This window comes from Alphaproteobacteria bacterium (assembly GCA_017308135.1).
GTDB lineage: Bacteria > Pseudomonadota > Alphaproteobacteria > CACIAM-22H2 > CACIAM-22H2 > Tagaea.
The window spans coordinates 884,403-899,382 of the sequence record JAFKFM010000008.1; the positions used below are offsets into that span (position 1 = coordinate 884,403).

At 65.3% G+C, this 14,980-nt stretch carries 16 protein-coding genes; 3 read left to right on the forward strand and 13 right to left on the reverse strand.

All coding sequences use genetic code 11. From position 1 onward, the window contains the following. Positions 1 to 46: 46 nt before the first annotated feature. From J0H39_12440 to J0H39_12450, 3 genes are read right to left on the reverse strand one after another with little or no spacing between them, the layout of a single operon-like run. Positions 47 to 592: a GNAT family N-acetyltransferase gene (locus tag J0H39_12440; protein ID MBN9497556.1), complete on the reverse strand. Its 546-nt coding sequence runs from the start codon at positions 590 to 592 to the stop codon at positions 47 to 49. A gap of 12 nt (positions 593 to 604) precedes the next feature. Beyond that, positions 605 to 1,078, reverse strand: a complete 474-nt coding sequence (gene smpB / locus J0H39_12445; protein MBN9497557.1) for an SsrA-binding protein SmpB — start codon at positions 1,076 to 1,078, stop codon at positions 605 to 607. Positions 1,079 to 1,084: 6 nt separating this feature from the next. Then, positions 1,085 to 1,957 (reverse strand): 4-hydroxy-tetrahydrodipicolinate synthase, encoded by an 873-nt coding sequence (locus tag J0H39_12450; protein MBN9497558.1) that lies wholly within the window; start codon positions 1,955 to 1,957, stop codon positions 1,085 to 1,087. 162 nt (positions 1,958 to 2,119) lie between these two features. Here J0H39_12450 and J0H39_12455 point away from each other — a divergent pair, with 162 nt between their 5' ends. Genes J0H39_12455 through J0H39_12465 form a run of 3 tightly spaced genes read left to right on the forward strand, consistent with a single transcriptional unit; the run spans position 2,120 to position 5,504 of the window. After that, positions 2,120 to 4,306: a lytic transglycosylase domain-containing protein gene (locus J0H39_12455; protein ID MBN9497559.1), complete on the forward strand. Its 2,187-nt coding sequence runs from the start codon at positions 2,120 to 2,122 to the stop codon at positions 4,304 to 4,306. 20 nt (positions 4,307 to 4,326) lie between these two features. Next, a complete protein-coding gene (locus J0H39_12460; GenBank protein MBN9497560.1) occupies positions 4,327 to 4,860 on the forward strand; it encodes a GNAT family N-acetyltransferase in 534 nt (177 codons plus the stop codon). Beyond that, a complete protein-coding gene (locus J0H39_12465; GenBank protein ID MBN9497561.1) occupies positions 4,857 to 5,504 on the forward strand; it encodes an HAD-IA family hydrolase in 648 nt (215 codons plus the stop codon). The genes J0H39_12460 and J0H39_12465 overlap by 4 nt, the downstream gene beginning before the upstream one ends. A 1-nt stretch (position 5,505) precedes the next feature. Here the strand turns inward: J0H39_12465 and J0H39_12470 are convergent, their stop codons facing one another. From J0H39_12470 to J0H39_12515, 10 genes are all read right to left on the reverse strand, one after another. Beyond that, positions 5,506 to 6,375 (reverse strand): NAD(P)-dependent oxidoreductase, encoded by an 870-nt coding sequence (locus J0H39_12470; protein MBN9497562.1) that lies wholly within the window; start codon positions 6,373 to 6,375, stop codon positions 5,506 to 5,508. A 206-nt stretch (positions 6,376 to 6,581) separates the two neighbouring features. Beyond that, on the reverse strand, positions 6,582 to 7,796 hold the full coding sequence (locus tag J0H39_12475) for an MFS transporter (GenBank protein ID MBN9497563.1): 1,215 nt from the start codon (positions 7,794 to 7,796) through the stop codon (positions 6,582 to 6,584). Continuing rightward, positions 7,793 to 8,413 carry a TetR/AcrR family transcriptional regulator gene (locus J0H39_12480; GenBank protein MBN9497564.1) on the reverse strand — a complete coding sequence of 207 codons (621 nt, stop codon included), beginning with the start codon at positions 8,411 to 8,413 and terminating at the stop codon, positions 7,793 to 7,795. Before J0H39_12480 ends, J0H39_12475 begins: the two co-directional genes overlap by 4 nt. A 193-nt stretch (positions 8,414 to 8,606) precedes the next feature. After that, positions 8,607 to 10,247 (reverse strand): chaperonin GroEL, encoded by a 1,641-nt coding sequence (groL, locus tag J0H39_12485; GenBank protein MBN9497565.1) that lies wholly within the window; start codon positions 10,245 to 10,247, stop codon positions 8,607 to 8,609. A gap of 47 nt (positions 10,248 to 10,294) precedes the next feature. Beyond that, complete coding sequence (gene groES, locus J0H39_12490; GenBank protein MBN9497566.1) at positions 10,295 to 10,582, reverse strand: co-chaperone GroES; 288 nt, start codon at positions 10,580 to 10,582, stop codon at positions 10,295 to 10,297. 139 nt (positions 10,583 to 10,721) lie between these two features. Continuing rightward, the gene (locus tag J0H39_12495) at positions 10,722 to 11,672 is read right to left on the reverse strand and encodes a succinylglutamate desuccinylase/aspartoacylase family protein (protein ID MBN9497567.1); all 951 of its coding nucleotides are present in this window, start codon (positions 11,670 to 11,672) and stop codon (positions 10,722 to 10,724) included. After that, entirely contained in the window at positions 11,669 to 12,958 is a 1,290-nt protein-coding gene (gene hflX / locus J0H39_12500; GenBank protein ID MBN9497568.1) for a GTPase HflX, read from the reverse strand. Before hflX ends, J0H39_12495 begins: the two co-directional genes overlap by 4 nt. Positions 12,959 to 13,038: 80 nt before the next feature. Next, positions 13,039 to 13,290: an RNA chaperone Hfq gene (gene hfq / locus J0H39_12505; protein MBN9497569.1), complete on the reverse strand. Its 252-nt coding sequence runs from the start codon at positions 13,288 to 13,290 to the stop codon at positions 13,039 to 13,041. A 150-nt stretch (positions 13,291 to 13,440) separates the two neighbouring features. After that, positions 13,441 to 14,091, reverse strand: a complete 651-nt coding sequence (locus tag J0H39_12510) for an HAD family hydrolase (protein ID MBN9497570.1) — start codon at positions 14,089 to 14,091, stop codon at positions 13,441 to 13,443. 10 nt (positions 14,092 to 14,101) lie between these two features. After that, the gene (locus J0H39_12515; GenBank protein ID MBN9497571.1) at positions 14,102 to 14,974 is read right to left on the reverse strand and encodes a D-amino-acid transaminase; all 873 of its coding nucleotides are present in this window, start codon (positions 14,972 to 14,974) and stop codon (positions 14,102 to 14,104) included. Positions 14,975 to 14,980 lie beyond the last annotated feature (6 nt).

The following is a 14,980-nucleotide window of genomic DNA, read 5'->3' on the forward strand; positions in this document are numbered from 1 at the left end:
CGAGCCTCCAGCGATCCAACCGATTGTTTCGGTCGTTACGATCGACCTAAACGATCTCGAGGATATGCAAGTTTAGCGTCCGGGCGCCGCCGCGCAAAGGATAGAAACGGTCGACGGGCCCCGCGTCCCTGAAGCCCAGCTTGCGCAAGACCTTGTAGGACGCTTCGTTGCCCGGAAACGTCTCCGCGACCATCCTTCGCACGCCCAGGCTGCGCGCATGCGCCACGCACAGCTTGCCCGCGCGCGTCGCAATACCCTGGTTACGGAACGCCTTGCCGATCCAATAGCCGAAGCCGGGCACGCCGTCCTTCGGACCGCCGAAGCCCATCGAGCCCAAGAACCGGCCTTGCGCATCGAGCACGGCGAAGACATGCCCGCCGGGACCGGTGCGCAACACGATCCATTCGCGCGCCTGCTGCGCCGACAAGGGATAGGGCAGATGCGAGGTCATCGCGATCCCCGCCTCGTCGCCCGCCAGCAGCGCTTCGAAATGGCGGCCGTCTTCGGGGACCAGCGGGCGCAGCGTCAAATCGCCGTCCTGCAACACGGCCGTGTTGGGCGCGTAGAGTCCGGCGGGCATATACGCGCGCATCGCGGATGGCTCCTACCGATTGCGCCGCGACAGCAGGCGGGCCTGATCGCGTTTCCAATCGCGCGTGGCGATCGCCTCGCGCTTGTCGGCTTTCTTGCGGCCCTTGGCGAGGCCCAATTCGACCTTCGCGATGCCGCGCCCGTTGAAATAGAGCTGCAAGGGGACGAGCGTCATGCCGTCGCGCGAGATCGCCCCGGCGAGCTTTTGCATTTCCTTTTTCGCGACGAGCAGTTTACGCGCGCGCTTGGGCTCGTGATTGAATTGGTTCCCGGATTTGTATTCCGGGATATGCGCTTCGAGCAGCCACAGCTCGCCGTCGCGCGTCGCGGCGTGCGCATCCATCAGCGACGCCCCGCCCACGCGCAACGATTTCACTTCCGTGCCCACGAGCACGAGGCCCGCCTCGAGCGTCGACTCGATCGTGTAATCGTGGCGCGCGCGCCGATTGGTGGCCGCGACCTTGCGGGTTTGCTCGGGCGCGGGCATGCCGAATTAAAGGAGGCCGGCGCCTTTCAGCGCGGCGCGGACCTTTTCCTTCGTCGAATCCATGATGGGGCCGAGCGGCAGGCGCACCTCGTCGGTGCAAATGCCCAGCAGCGAGCCCGCATATTTCACCGGGCCCGGCGAGGTTTCGGCGAACAGCGCCTTGTGGAGCGGCATCAACTTGTCCTGCAGCTTCAGCGCGGTCTTGGTGTCGCCCTTCAGCGAGGCGACCTGCATCTTCGACACGAGCTTGGGCGCGATATTGCCGGTGACGGAGATACAGCCCACACCGCCGGTCGCGTTGAAGGCCAACGCGGTGCCGTCGTCGCCGTCGAGCTGGACGAAATCCGGGCCGCAGGCCAAACGCTGCAAGCCGGGGCGCGTGAGGTCGCCCGTCGCGTCCTTGACGCCGACGATGTTCTTGATGCGCGCGAGGCGGCCCATCGTTTCGACCGACATGTCGACCGCGCAGCGGCCGGGGATGTTGTAGATGAAGATCGGAATCTTCACCGACTTGGCGATCGCCGCGTAGTGGCGGTAAAGGCCTTCCTGCGACGGCTTGTTGTAGTAAGGCGTCACGACGAGCGCCGCGTCGCAGCCGACTTGCTCGGCATGCTTGGTTAGGCTGATCGCCTCGTCGGTCGAGTTCGAGCCCGTCCCCGCCATCACGGGCACGCGGCCCTTGGCGGCGGCGACGCACATCTCGATCACCGCTTGATGCTCTTCATGGCTCAGCGTGGGCGATTCGCCCGTCGTGCCGCAGGGTACGAGGCCATGCGTGCCTTGCCGGATCTGCCACTCCACCAGTTTTTTAAAGGCGCGCTCGTCCACCTGTCCGTTACGAAACGGCGTGATGAGGGCGACGAACGAACCCTTGAACATGGGGGCATTTCTCCTGCAGGCCGGAATTTTTGGCGGGTCGAAGGACCCGCGACGGCCGGGCAAGTTAGCCCCGCCCCCGTCCGCGTGCAACAACGGCCTCGGCTTGCTTGGGAAACCGCCCGGCGCTTTACTCAAGCCATGGCTATTTCGTCCCGATTCGCGGTGTCCACCGCCGCTATCGCCTTAATCCTGACCGCCGGCTGCGTGACCACGGGCGTCACCCCCGGTGGCGCCTCGCAAGCCGCCGAAACGCCGGCCCCAAATTCGGAAAGTGTCGCGATACAAAGCGCCGTCCCGGCCGACACCGCCAGCGCGTCGGGCGACGATACGCTGGTGCAAGTCGCCGCCGTTCCGGCCGCGAAGGACGCGCCGGCCGATCTCCCCGGCGCCCTCGCCCCCGGTGCGGCCAGCGTGCGCACGATCCCCAATCTCGCGGCACCGGTGCTGAACGCGCAGGAACGCGAACTCTACACCCAGATTTTCGCCGCCGTCGAAGCCGGCCGCTGGGAAGCGGCGCGCACGCTGCTGGCGCGCGGCAACAACCCGGTCGCGCAGAAGCTGTTCCGGTGGCTTGAACTGCAATCGCCGCGTTCGGGCGCCACGTTCGAAGACATCGTGCAATTCGCCGAGCGCAATCCCGATTGGCCGAACCAGGAAACCCTGGCGCGTCGGGCGGAGGAAGCGCTGCTCGACCGGCGCGTCGACGACAGCGTCGTGCTCGCCTGGTACGGCACGCGCAATCCGCTGACGCCCGACGGCGCGCAACGTTTCGCCGAAGCGCTGCTCAACCAAGGCCAGCGCGAACGCGGCGTGAAAGCGTTCCGCGACTATTGGACCACGGGCGTCTTCACCGACCAGCAGCAGCAGCGCTGGCTGCAGCGCTTCGGCCAGCATCTCAACGCCGACGCGCATTGGGCCCGTCTCGACCGTCTGGTGTGGGAAGGCCGCACCGACGAGGCGCGCCGCATGCTGCGGTTGGTCGACGCCAATCGGCGCTTGATCGCCGAAACGCGCATGCGCTTGCGCGCGGGCGGCAACACCAATCGCATCCTGGACCGCGTGCCCGTCCAGCTGCGCAACGATCCGGGCTTGATGTACGAAACGATGCGCAACCGCCGCCGCAACAACGACGAGGCGGGGGCGCGCGCCGTTCTGACCGCGCTGCCCGCCGATCTGGGAAGGCCGGAGATCTGGTTCCCCGAGCGCGCGGTACTGGCGCGACGGTCGATCGTGGCGGGGCGCGCGCGCGAGGCGTTCGACGCGGTGCGCGATCACAAGCTGCGCGTCGAGCACGGCGCGAATTACGTCGAGGCCGAGTTCATGGCCGGCTGGATCGCACTTCGCCAACTGAACGAACCGGCGACCGCGAAACCCTATTTCGAGCGCTTGGCGAACGCCGCGCGCACACCGGTGTCGCGCTCGCGCGGCGCCTATTGGATGGGCCGCACGCTGGAAGCGCAAAAGCAGCAAGACGCGGCCAAGGAATGGTATGGCCGCGCGGCGCAGTTCCACACCGCCTATTACGGCCAGCTCGCCATGGCGCGGCTCGACGCGCTGGGCACGCGCGTGGCGTGGCCCGCGCCCATTATCCCCACGGCCGCCGAGCGGCGCGCCTTCGACGCGTCGGAATTGTCGCGCGCCGTGCGCATCCTGCGCGAAACGAAGGAAGACGACCGCATCCGCCCGCTGCTGATCCGCATGGCGAGCGTGGCCAAGACGCCAAGCGAACACGCCCTCGTCTCCGAACTCGCGATCCAATTGGGCCGCAGCGATTGGGCGGTGCTGGCGGGCAAGCGTTCGGCGCAAGCCGCGGGCGTGCAGCTTTCCGATCTCGGCTGGCCCGTCGTGCCGCTCACCGGCGAAAAGCCGGAGCGCGCGCTGACCTACGCGATCATCCGCCAGGAAAGCCAGTTCGAAAGCCGCGTGACGAGCCGCGCGGGTGCCCGCGGTTTGATGCAGTTGATGCCCGCCACCGCGCGCGCGGTCGCGAAAGCGGAAGGCACGCTGGGCACGCATACCGACGCGCGCCTGTTCGACCCCGCCTATAATATTCGTCTGGGCCGCGCCTTCCTGCACCAGATGGTGGAGGAATTCGGCGGGTCCTACGTGCTCGCCGCCGCCGCCTATAACGCCGGGCCGGGGCGCGCGCGCGAATGGATCCGCAATTCCGGCGATCCGCGCGAAGCGAATGTGGACGCGATCGACTGGATCGAAATGATCCCGTTCGAGGAGACGCGCAACTACGTCCAGCGCATCATGGAAAACGTCCAAGTCTATCGGCGCAATCTGCAAGGCCCGCAGATCGCCGCCGCCGCGCACGAGCGCGATTTGAAGCGCGCGCGGAACTAAAAAGAAAATCCGGGGGAAACATGAACTGGAAGATCGTCGACGCCGGTGCGGCCGGCTGGCAGGACGCCGCCGAGTTGCACACGCTAAGCTGGAAGACCGCCTATCGCGGCATCGTGTCGGATTCGTATCTCGAAAACGATTGCGCCAACGACCGCCAGCAAGTGTGGTCGGCGCGCGCGAAGGACTGGAACCCCGCGAAGATCGTGCTGCTGATCGCGCGCCAGGATGACGGCTTGGCGCTCGGCATGTCCTGCGCGGCCATTCTGCCGGACGACCCCCATGGCGTGCTGCTCGACAATCTGCATGTCCGCCCGAACTTGAAGCGCGGTGGCATCGGCCGCGCGCTGATCGCCGCGACGGGGCGCTGGGTCGCCGAACACGTGCCCGGCACGCCGATGTATCTGACCGTCTATAAGGACAATACGAACGCGGTCGCGTTTTATCGCCGCATGGGCGGCGAGGAAGCGGATGCGGGCATCTACGCGTTCAAGGACGGCACATCGGCGCCGATCCTGCGATTCACGTGGCGCGATCCGGCGACGATCGCGGGATGAAACCCGCCCTACTCGTTTTCGATATGGACGGCGTGCTGGTGGATTCCGAGCCGATCGCCAACCGGATCATGCACAAGCATCTGGTCGCGGCGGGCGTGAAGATCGATTACGAAACGTCGATGCGCCGCTATATCGGCCGCAAGATGGGCTACACGGTCGCGGACGTGCGCGACAATTTCGGCATCGCTTTGCCGCCGGAATTCGAGCATGTGTGCCGCGAGGAAACGCTGGCCGCCTACGAGACCGAATTGAAAGCGGTTGCGGGCGTGGCCGCTGCGATCGCCGCCCTTCCCTTCGCGCGCTGCGTGGCGTCGTCGAGCGACCCGACGCGCATCGCCAAGAGTCTTGCGATCGCGGGCCTCGCCGATCTGTTCGAGGGGCGCTGCTTCAGCTCGACGATGGTCAAGAACGGAAAGCCCGCCCCGGACCTGTTCCTGTTCGCCGCCAAGACGTTGGGCGCCGAGCCCGCCGACTGTCTGGTGATCGAGGATACGCTGGTGGGGCTCGAAGCCGCGCGGGCGGCGGGGATGAAATCGCTCGCCTATGCCGGGGCGAACCACACGCCGGAAGATCAACTGGCCGCCTTGGCGACGCAGATCTTCCGGCACATGGACGAACTGCCCGCGCGCGTCGCGGGCGTTTAGCCTATTCCTTCGCGAGCAGGTGGATGAGCGAGGACGTATCCCAGCGCCCGCCGCCGCGCGCCTGCACGGTCGCGTAGAACTGATCGACCAGGGCGGTCACCGGCAAACGCGCCTTGTTGCGCTTGGCTTCGTCGAGACAGATCGACAGATCTTTGCGCATCCAATCGACCGCGAAACCGAAATCGAATTTGCCCTGCACCATCGTCTTGGCGCGGTTGGACATCTGCCACGAACCGGCGGCCCCGGCGGTGATGACCGACAGCACCTTCTCGGTATCGAGGCCGGCCTTCACGGCGAAGTTCATGCCTTCCGACAGCGCCTGGACGAGCCCGGCGATGCAGATCTGGTTGACCATCTTGGTGAGCTGGCCCGAACCGACCGGGCCCATCAGCGACAGCGCCTTGGCGTAGATCTTGAGCACGGGCTCGGCCTTCGCGAACACGTCGTCGTCGCCGCCGACCATGATGCCGAGCTGGCCGTTCTCCGCCCCCGCTTGGCCGCCCGAAACGGGCGCGTCGAGGAAACCGATGCCCTTCTTCTTGGCTTGCGCGTAAATCTCGCGCGCCACTTCGGCCGAGGCGGTGGTGTGGTCGACCAGGATCGTGCCCGATTTCATGCCGGCGAGCGCGCCGTTATCGCCGTAGATCACCGAACGCAGATCGTCGTCGTTGCCCACGCAAACGAGAACGATGTCGGCACCCTTCGCGGCTTCCGCCGGCGTGGCGCCCGTACCGCCGCCATGCTTGGCGGCCCAATCCTGCGCCTTCTTGGCGCTGCGGTTGTAGACGACGACGTCATGGCCGGCCTTCTTCAAATGGCCCGCCATCGGAAATCCCATCACGCCCATGCCCAGAAATGCGAGCTTCGCCATAGCCGTTTCTTCTCCCTGATATTTCAAAAATCCGGGCGGACTATAGCCGGGCGGCGGCGCGCGTCAAAGGCCCACAGCTTAAAGACAAAGTACGGTCCACAGATCGGTGATGATCGCGGGCCCGTGCGCCACCCACAGCCCGACCGCCCCCAGGAAGAAAATCCCGAGAGCGGCGAAGCCGAGAGCTTTGGCGGGCTGCATCGCGATCACGCGCGCGCCGGGGCCGCTAGGCGCGCCATCGGCGCGTCCTTGATCGGCCAATGCAACGCCGCAGCGACGAAGCCGAGCGCGACGCAGATGCCCCACACGATGTCGTAATTGCCGTACATGTCGAAGAATTTACCACCCAGCCACGCGCCGAGGAAGCTGCCGACTTGGTGCGACATAAACACGATGCCGTAGAGCATCGACATCCAGGTCGTGCCGAAAATCTGCGCCACGAGGCCCGAGGTCAGCGGCACGGTCGACAGCCAGAACAGACCCAGCGCGGCGCCGAAGATCAGCACGGTGATCTCACTGACCGGCGTGATCAGGAACAGCACGAACACCGCCGAGCGCGCGAGATAGATGCCCGCGAGCAGGTATTTCTTGCGGCCCTTATTGCCCATCACGCCGGCCGTATAGGTGCCGACGATGTTGAACAGGCCCACGAGGGCGAGCGCCCAAGCGGCCGACCACGCTTCCTGCCCCTTGTCGGCGACGTAAGCGGGCAGATGCACCGCGACGAACACGACCTGGAAGCCGCACACGAAAAATCCGATCGTCAGCAGCCAGAAACCCGAATGGCCCATCGCTTCCTTGAGCGCCTCGCCGGCGGTTTGAGCACCACGCGACGCGGGCGGTGCCGCGAATCCCGCCACGCCGCGTGCGAGCGGCAGAATGGCGATCGCCGTGAACGCCAACACGAACAGCGCCATGCGCCAATCGTAAGCCGACAGGAAGTAGCTTGCGTACGGCACGAAGGCGAATTGCCCAAACGAGCCGCCGGCCGAGACGATGCCCAGCGCCCAGGAGCGCTTTTCCGGCGGCGCGGCACGCCCCACCGCGCCCAGAATGATCGAGAACCCCGCCCCCGCCATCGCGAAGCCCTGCAACACGTTGCCGAGCATGATGAGGTTGCCGTCTTGCGCGCCCGCCAGCGCGAAGAACCCGGCGACGTAAAGCGCCCCGCCGACCAGCACCATGCGGCCCGTGCCGTATTTGTCGGCCAGCATGCCCGCGAACGGCCCCGCGAAGCCCCACAGCAGATTGGAAACGGCAAGACCGAACGCGTAGACCTCGCGCCCGACTTGCAATTCCATCGTCATCGGCGCGAGGAACAAGCCCATCGATTGCCGCAAGCCCATCAACAGCGTCAGGATCAACGCGCCGCAAATCAAGACGGTGTTGAAGGAGAATTTCCGCACGTCGAGCATCGTCATTTTCCTTTGCGGGGGGCCGAATTTCGTGGAGATGGCGTAAGCATCTTGGCGAGGGCGGCGAGGTTTTCGCCCGCCTCGCGGAAGGGCGACACATCGCGCGCCGCGCGCGCCCGGATATACGCGCCCTGCATCGTCGAGACGATCAGCCCCGCGAGATCGCGGCGCTTGGCTTTCGGAATGGGCGCAAGCGCTTCTTCGACCGCATCGACCAGCGATGCGAACACGTCCTGGCAGGGCTCGCGCAACGCTTCGCTTTCGGGATCGAGATCGAGCGTCACGGCGCCGGCCGGGCAGCTCATCCGGTAATCGGTTTTGAGCGATGCTTCCTCGCCCATCTTGAAGAAGGCGCGCACGGCTTCCTCGGGCGTGCGGCAGCCCTCGGCGCGTGCGCGATAGCGTCCGACCGCCGCCTCGCGATAGGCGGCCAGCGCCTCGCGCGCGATCTGGGTCTTGCCGTCGGGGAAGAAATGATAGAGCGAGCCTTTGGGCGCGCCGCTTTCCGCCACGATCTGGTTGATCCCGGCGGCCGCAAGCCCGCCTTGGCGCAGCAACTTGGTGGCGGCGCGCAACATATCCGCGCGCGGGGAAATCTCGTCGGGAATCCGGGGCCGGGCCATGACCCGGCAGTTATTATATAGACTGGTCTACTCCAACAAGCGCATGGGTTGCATGGCTGCCCCGGGGCCGACGCGCGTTTCGCGCATGTGTCGGGACAATCGCGCGCAAAAGCCGGGCCGCCGCAAAAGAAACGGGGCGGAAGGTTGCCCTTCCGCCCCGCGCCTTCGTGAAGCCTGGAGAGGCTTGGACTTCTTAGAAGTCCATGCCGCCCATGCCGCCACCGCCGCCCGGAGCCGGCATCGGCTCTTCCTTCTTCGGACGCTCGGCGACCATCGCTTCGGTCGTGATGAGGAGACCCGCGACCGACGACGCGTCCTGGAGGGCCAAGCGCACGACCTTGGTCGGGTCGATGATGCCTTCCTTGATCATGTCGACGTATTCGCCCGACTGGGCGTTGAAGCCGATCTTCTCGTTCTTGCCTTCGAGCAGCTTGCCGACGATCAGCGAGCCGTCCGCACCGGCATTCAGCGCGATCTGGCGCGCCGGCGCCTGCAGCGCCTTACGAATGATGTCGATGCCGACCTGCTGGTCGTGGTTGGCGCCCTTGAGGCCTTCGAGGGCGCGCGTCGCGTAGAGCAGGGCCGAACCGCCGCCCGTCACGATGCCTTCCTCGACCGCTGCCTTGGTGGCGTGCATCGCGTCGTCGACGCGATCCTTGCGCTCCTTGACCTCGACTTCCGTGGCGCCGCCGACGCGGATGACGGCAACGCCGCCCGCCAGCTTCGCCAGACGCTCCTGCAGCTTCTCGCGGTCGTAGTCCGAGGTGGTTTCCTCGACCTGCGCCTTGATCTGGTTGCAGCGGGCTTCGATGTCCTTCTTCTTGCCCGAGCCGTCGACGATCGTGGAGTTGTCCTTGTCGATCGACACCTTCTTGGCGCGGCCGAGCATGTCCAACGACACGGTTTCGAGCTTGATGCCCAGATCGGCCGAGATGACCTGGCCGGCCGTGAGGATCGCGATGTCCTCGAGCATCGCCTTGCGGCGATCGCCGAAGCCCGGCGCCTTGACGGCCGCGACCTTCAGGCCGCCGCGCAGCTTGTTGACGACCAGGGTCGCCAGCGCTTCGCCTTCGACTTCCTCGGCGATGATCAGCAGCGGCTTGCCCGTCTGGACGACCGCTTCGAGCACCGGCAGCAGCGGCTGCAGCGACGAGAGCTTGGCTTCGTGGATCAGGATGTACGGGTTCTCGAGTTCGACCGTCATCTTGTCGGCGTTGGTCACGAAGTACGGCGACAGGTAGCCGCGATCGAACTGCATGCCTTCGACGACGTCGAGTTCGGTCTCGAGGCTCTTGGCCTCTTCCACCGTGATGACGCCTTCGTTACCGACCTTCTGCATCGCCTTGGCGATCATCGCGCCGATGTCTTTTTCGCCGTTGGCCGAAATCGTGCCGACCTGGGCGACTTCGTCCGACGTCGAGATCTTCTTCGAACGCTTCTTCAGGTCCTCGACCACGCGCTCGACGGCGATGTCGATGCCGCGCTTCAGGTCCATCGGGTTCATGCCGGCCGCAACCGACTTCGCACCTTCGCGCACGATCGCCTGGGCGAGAACGGTCGCCGTCGTCGTGCCGTCGCCGGCCGCGTCGTTGGTCTTCGAGGCCACTTCGCGCACCATCTGGGCGCCCATGTTCTCGAACTTGTCGGCCAGTTCGATTTCCTTCGCGACCGTCACACCGTCCTTGGTGATGCGGGGCGCGCCGAAGGCCTTGTCGATGACGACGTTGCGGCCCTTCGGGCCCAGCGTCACCTTGACCGCGTCGGCCAGGATATCGACGCCGCGCAGCATACGCGCGCGGGCGTCGCCGCCGAATTTAACGTCTTTGGCTGCCATTGGATCTGTCCTTTACGTTGAATGGAGGTATCGAGTGCGCGGCGCGCTTACTCGATCACGCCCAGGATGTCGGATTCCTTCATGATCAGGAGATCCTTGCCGTCGACCTTCACTTCCGTGCCCGACCACTTGCCGAACAGGATCTTGTCGCCGGCCTTCACGCCCATCGGCAGCAACGTGCCGGCTTCGGTGCGCGCACCGGGGCCCGCCGCGATGACCTTGCCCTGCTGGGGCTTTTCCTTGGCGGTGTCGGGGATGATGATCCCCCCCTTGGTCTTGGTCTCTTGGTCGAGAGCTTCGACCAGAACGCGATCGTTCAAAGGCTTGAACTTCATATGGTCTCTCCTGCGCGTAGCGCGATTGACGCCCACGGAGGATTAACGCTTGTTAGCAGTCCCCTCTCGTGAGTGCCAAGGTTGTAGGGGAGACGACCCCGCCCTGTCAAAGCGAAATTAACGCCCTGAAAAATATAACTTAATCGATTCGCTTGCCGAGCGTGACCAGTTCCCGCCCCTGCCGGGGTTGCGCTTTGGGGAACAGAATCGTGCAGCGGTCGAAGGGGGCGACGACTTTGTCGGGCCCGTCCATGGCGATGACGGTACCGGCCGCCACCTCCTCGAACCCTTCATAGGGGGCGAGGAATTTGAGATCGGCGTGCTTGGCGACATGCACGCTTTCGATCGTGTAGACGCCCGTTTCGGCCGCCGGCACGGCGGGCTTCAGGCGGCGCGCCACTTCCGGCTCGAGCAGCCCCGTCGCTTCGAGGAACGAAATCAGCGTGTGCTTGGCGACGGTGACGGTCGCTTTCAAAAAATGCGCGCCGCACTCGACGACCAGCGCCGTCGGCTGGGCATGCGCTTCGCCGAACGCGCCGTACTCGACCATCACCTTGCCGTCGAACGCGCCGTTTTGCAGCAGCATCGACGGCGGATGGCCAAGCTTCTCCGCGAACGCGCGCACGCGCGGCAGATTGCGGCCGACGAAGAACGGCCGATTGGCGAAACTGGTCGAATGAATGTCGAGCAGGTAATCGGCTTGGCGCACGAAGGGACGAAGCTCGGCCGCGCGGATCGCCTCGTGCGTGCCTTCGCCGTCGATCCAATCGTCGCGCCACACGCGGTTCATATCGCGATCGACGAAACGTGAGTCGAGCGGCGCTTCGGCTTTGAAACTTTGATAGGCCTTCACATTGGCGAAGGCGACGATCCAGGTGCCACGGATCGGGCGCAAGCCGAGATCGAGCGCCCAGTGCAGCGCCTCGGCGCCGCAGAACTCGTTCCCGTGCGTCAACGCGACGGTCATCACCGTGGGCCCCGGCTCGGGCGCGCTGAAGACATGGACGTAATCGACGCCGGTCTCGGATCGCTTCCAGCGCGTCAGATCGCGCGGCCGCAATTCGATCGGCGGCAATTGCCGGCCGGTCATGTCGTGGCCTTCATCCGGTGTTCGAAACGCTGCCGATCGGCGGGATCGAGCGCCACGACGACATGCAGATGATCGTCTTCCTGGCGTTCTTCGAACACTTGCCCGTGTTCGTGCAGCCAGGCGAGCGACGCGCCGTCGCCATACGGCAGATCGTATTCGACCGTCTGGCGCGACGCGGCCAAACGCTTGTCGATATGTTGGAGCAGATCGTCGGCACCCTCGCCCGTCAAGGCCGAGACGCAGACCGCGTCGTCCTCGCGGGACGCCCGCGCGATCCACACTTCGCGCGATTCGGGATCGAGGCGGTCGAGCTTGTTGTAGACCTCGACGAAACGATCCTCGCCTTCGCCGGCCCGGCCAAGCTCGGTCAGCACCGTGCGCACGTCCTTGGCTTGGGACTCGCTTTCGGGATGCGACACGTCGCGCACATGCAGCACGATATCGGCGGCGAGCACTTCTTCGAGCGTCGCGCGGAACGCCGCGACCAGATCGTGCGGCAGGTCCGACACGAAACCCACCGTGTCCGACAGAATGATTTTGCGCCCCGACGGCAGGCCCAAGGCGCGCATCGTGGGATCGAGTGTCGCGAACAGCATATCCGCCGCCAGCACGCGCGCATGGACCAGGCGGTTGAACAATGTCGACTTGCCGGCGTTGGTGTAGCCGACCAACGCGACGACCGGATAGGGCACGCGGGCACGCGCCTTGCGATGAAGCGCGCGCGTGCGCTTCACCTCCTCCAGTTCCTTCTTCAAGCGGATGATCTTGTCGCCGATCTGGCGGCGATCGCTTTCGAGCTGGCTTTCGCCGGGACCGGCCAAGAAGCCGAAACCGCCGCGCTGGCGTTCAAGATGGCTCCAGGTCCGCACCAGGCGCGAACGCTGATAGGTGAGCTGGGCGAGTTCGACCTGCAAGCGGCCTTCGGCGGTGCGCGCGCGCGTGCCGAAGATTTCCAAGATCAAACCCGTGCGGTCGATGACCTTGCACTTGAGCTCTTTCTCGAGATTGCGCTGCTGCACGGGGCCGAGCTGGCAATCGACGATCGCGACGGCGATGCCCTGCGCCTTGATGATTTCGGCGAGGCGTTCGACCACACCCTCGCCCATCAAGGTGGACGGGCGGAACGCGGCCAAGCGCACGACCTCGGCATGCGCGATCTTCAGATCGATCGCGCGCGCCAGGCCGCAGGCTTCTTCCAGCTTGTCTTCGGGGGTGCGGTTTTCCGCCGCCGCGTCGGCCCCGCGCTTTTTGAGCGCGGGGTGCACGACGAGGGCAAGCCCCTCCACCTTGCGCGCCGCGAAATCTTCGGGCGCGCCGTCCTCGACCGTTTCGTCGGGAGCGTCGGGTTTCTTCTTGGAACCGCGGCTCAGCCTTCGGCCCCTTCCTTATCGCCTTCGAACAGCGCGATCGGGCCCGTGGGCATCACGGTGGAGATCGCATGCTTGTAGACGAGCTGGCTGTGGCCGTCGCGGCGCAGCAGCACGGAGAAATTATCGAACCAGGTCACGATGCCCTGCAGCTTCACGCCGTTCACCAGGAAGATCGTCACGGGGGTCTTGTTCTTGCGGATATGGTTGAGAAACACATCCTGCACGTTCTGGGACTTATCGGCAGACATATCGTCATTGCCTTTCTTGGTTGGGCTCCCGCTTGCCGGATTGTCAGCCGGGGGTTTGCGAAGGGCCATTGCTGCGACATGAGGATGCGAAGGCCGCACCCCCCCTCAAAAAGAACATCTAGCCGTTAATCTAGGCTGAACGAGGACGACTTACAGCCCGAGTTCCCGCCAGACCGCCCGCAAGGCCCGAAGATCGGGGACCCGCAAGGCAGGAGGATACCGCGTTAACAGCGCATCATCCCCCATCCCATTCCCTACAAGAATGGGCACTCCGGATATAGCATGCGCGGCCTGCATATCAAGACCGGTATCACCCACGTACCACACCTGGGGACCCAGAGGGATTTCCAGGCCGTCCATGGCCATGTCGAAGGGCGCGCGGTCGGGCTTGTCGCGCTTGGCGTCGCTCGCCCCGACCAGCCGGTGGAACTTGGCCGTCCAGCCGAGATGGTCGGCCTCGCGGCGCAGCAGTTTGCCCTGCTTGTTGGAGACGACGCCCAGCGTCACGTCCATCGCGTCGAGCAATTCCTCCGCCCCGTCGCAAACTTTCATCGCGTCGAGATGCCCGTCCTCGAACGCCTTGTAGAAGATCGTGCGCGCGCGCTGCCATTCGGCGCCGAAAATCTCCGGGAAGCTTTCGCGCAACGACCGGCGCACGCGCGCATGCGTTTCCTCGATCGTCCATTCGGGCAGGCCGAATTCGCGGAACGCCGCGTTCAGCGCGAGACGGATCGCGCCGAAATTGTCGACCAGCGTGTTGTCCCAGTCGAACAGAACCGCTTGCGGCTTCGCCAGCTTCACGCGCCCGCGCCTAAGACCGAGCTGCCGCGACCTGCGCGTCCATATGCGCCATCAACGCCGCGCGCAGCTTGGTGGCGACCGCCCCCGGCTTGCCATTGGCGACGGTCTTGTCGTCGACCTGCGTGACCGGCATCACGAAGGACGAGGCCGAGGTCACGAACACTTCGCGCGCCCGGCGAAGCTCGTCCATCGTGAAGCTGCGTTCCTCGAATTTCAAACCTTCGGCGGCGGCGAGCTTGATGAGCTCGAGCCGCGTGACGCCATTGAGGATCTCGTTCGACGGGGCGCGCGTGACCAAAGCCCCCGCTTCGGTGACGATCCACGCGTTCGACGACGAACCTTCGGTGACCACGCCCTTAGCGTCGTAAAGAATCGTCTCGTAGGCGCCGTTTTCGCGCGCCGCCTGCTTGGCGAAGCAATTGGGCAGCAGGCCGACGGTCTTGATGTCGCAACGCCCCCAGCGGATATCGGGCATCGTGATCGCCTTCACGCCATCCTCGAGCCAGGCGGCGGGATGCGCTTTCGCGTTGCGCGCGGTCATCACGACCGCCGGGCGGATCTTCTTGGTCGGGAACGCATGGTCGCGCGGGGAAACGCCGCGCGTGACTTGTAGATAGACGATGCCGTTGGTCACCAGATTGCGGCGGATCGTCTCGCGCATGGCGAGCGAAAACGCCGCGCGGCTCATCGGCATATCGATGCGCATTTCGCGCAATGACCGCTCCAGCCGGTCGAGATGGCCCTTCTCCTCCATCGGCACGCCGTCGCGCACGGTGCAGACTTCGTAAATGCCGTCGGCGAATTGATAGCCGCGGTCCTCGACATGCACCGAAGCTTCGCGATGCGGGACATAACGGCCGTTGACGTAGGCGACACGGGACATTTGCGG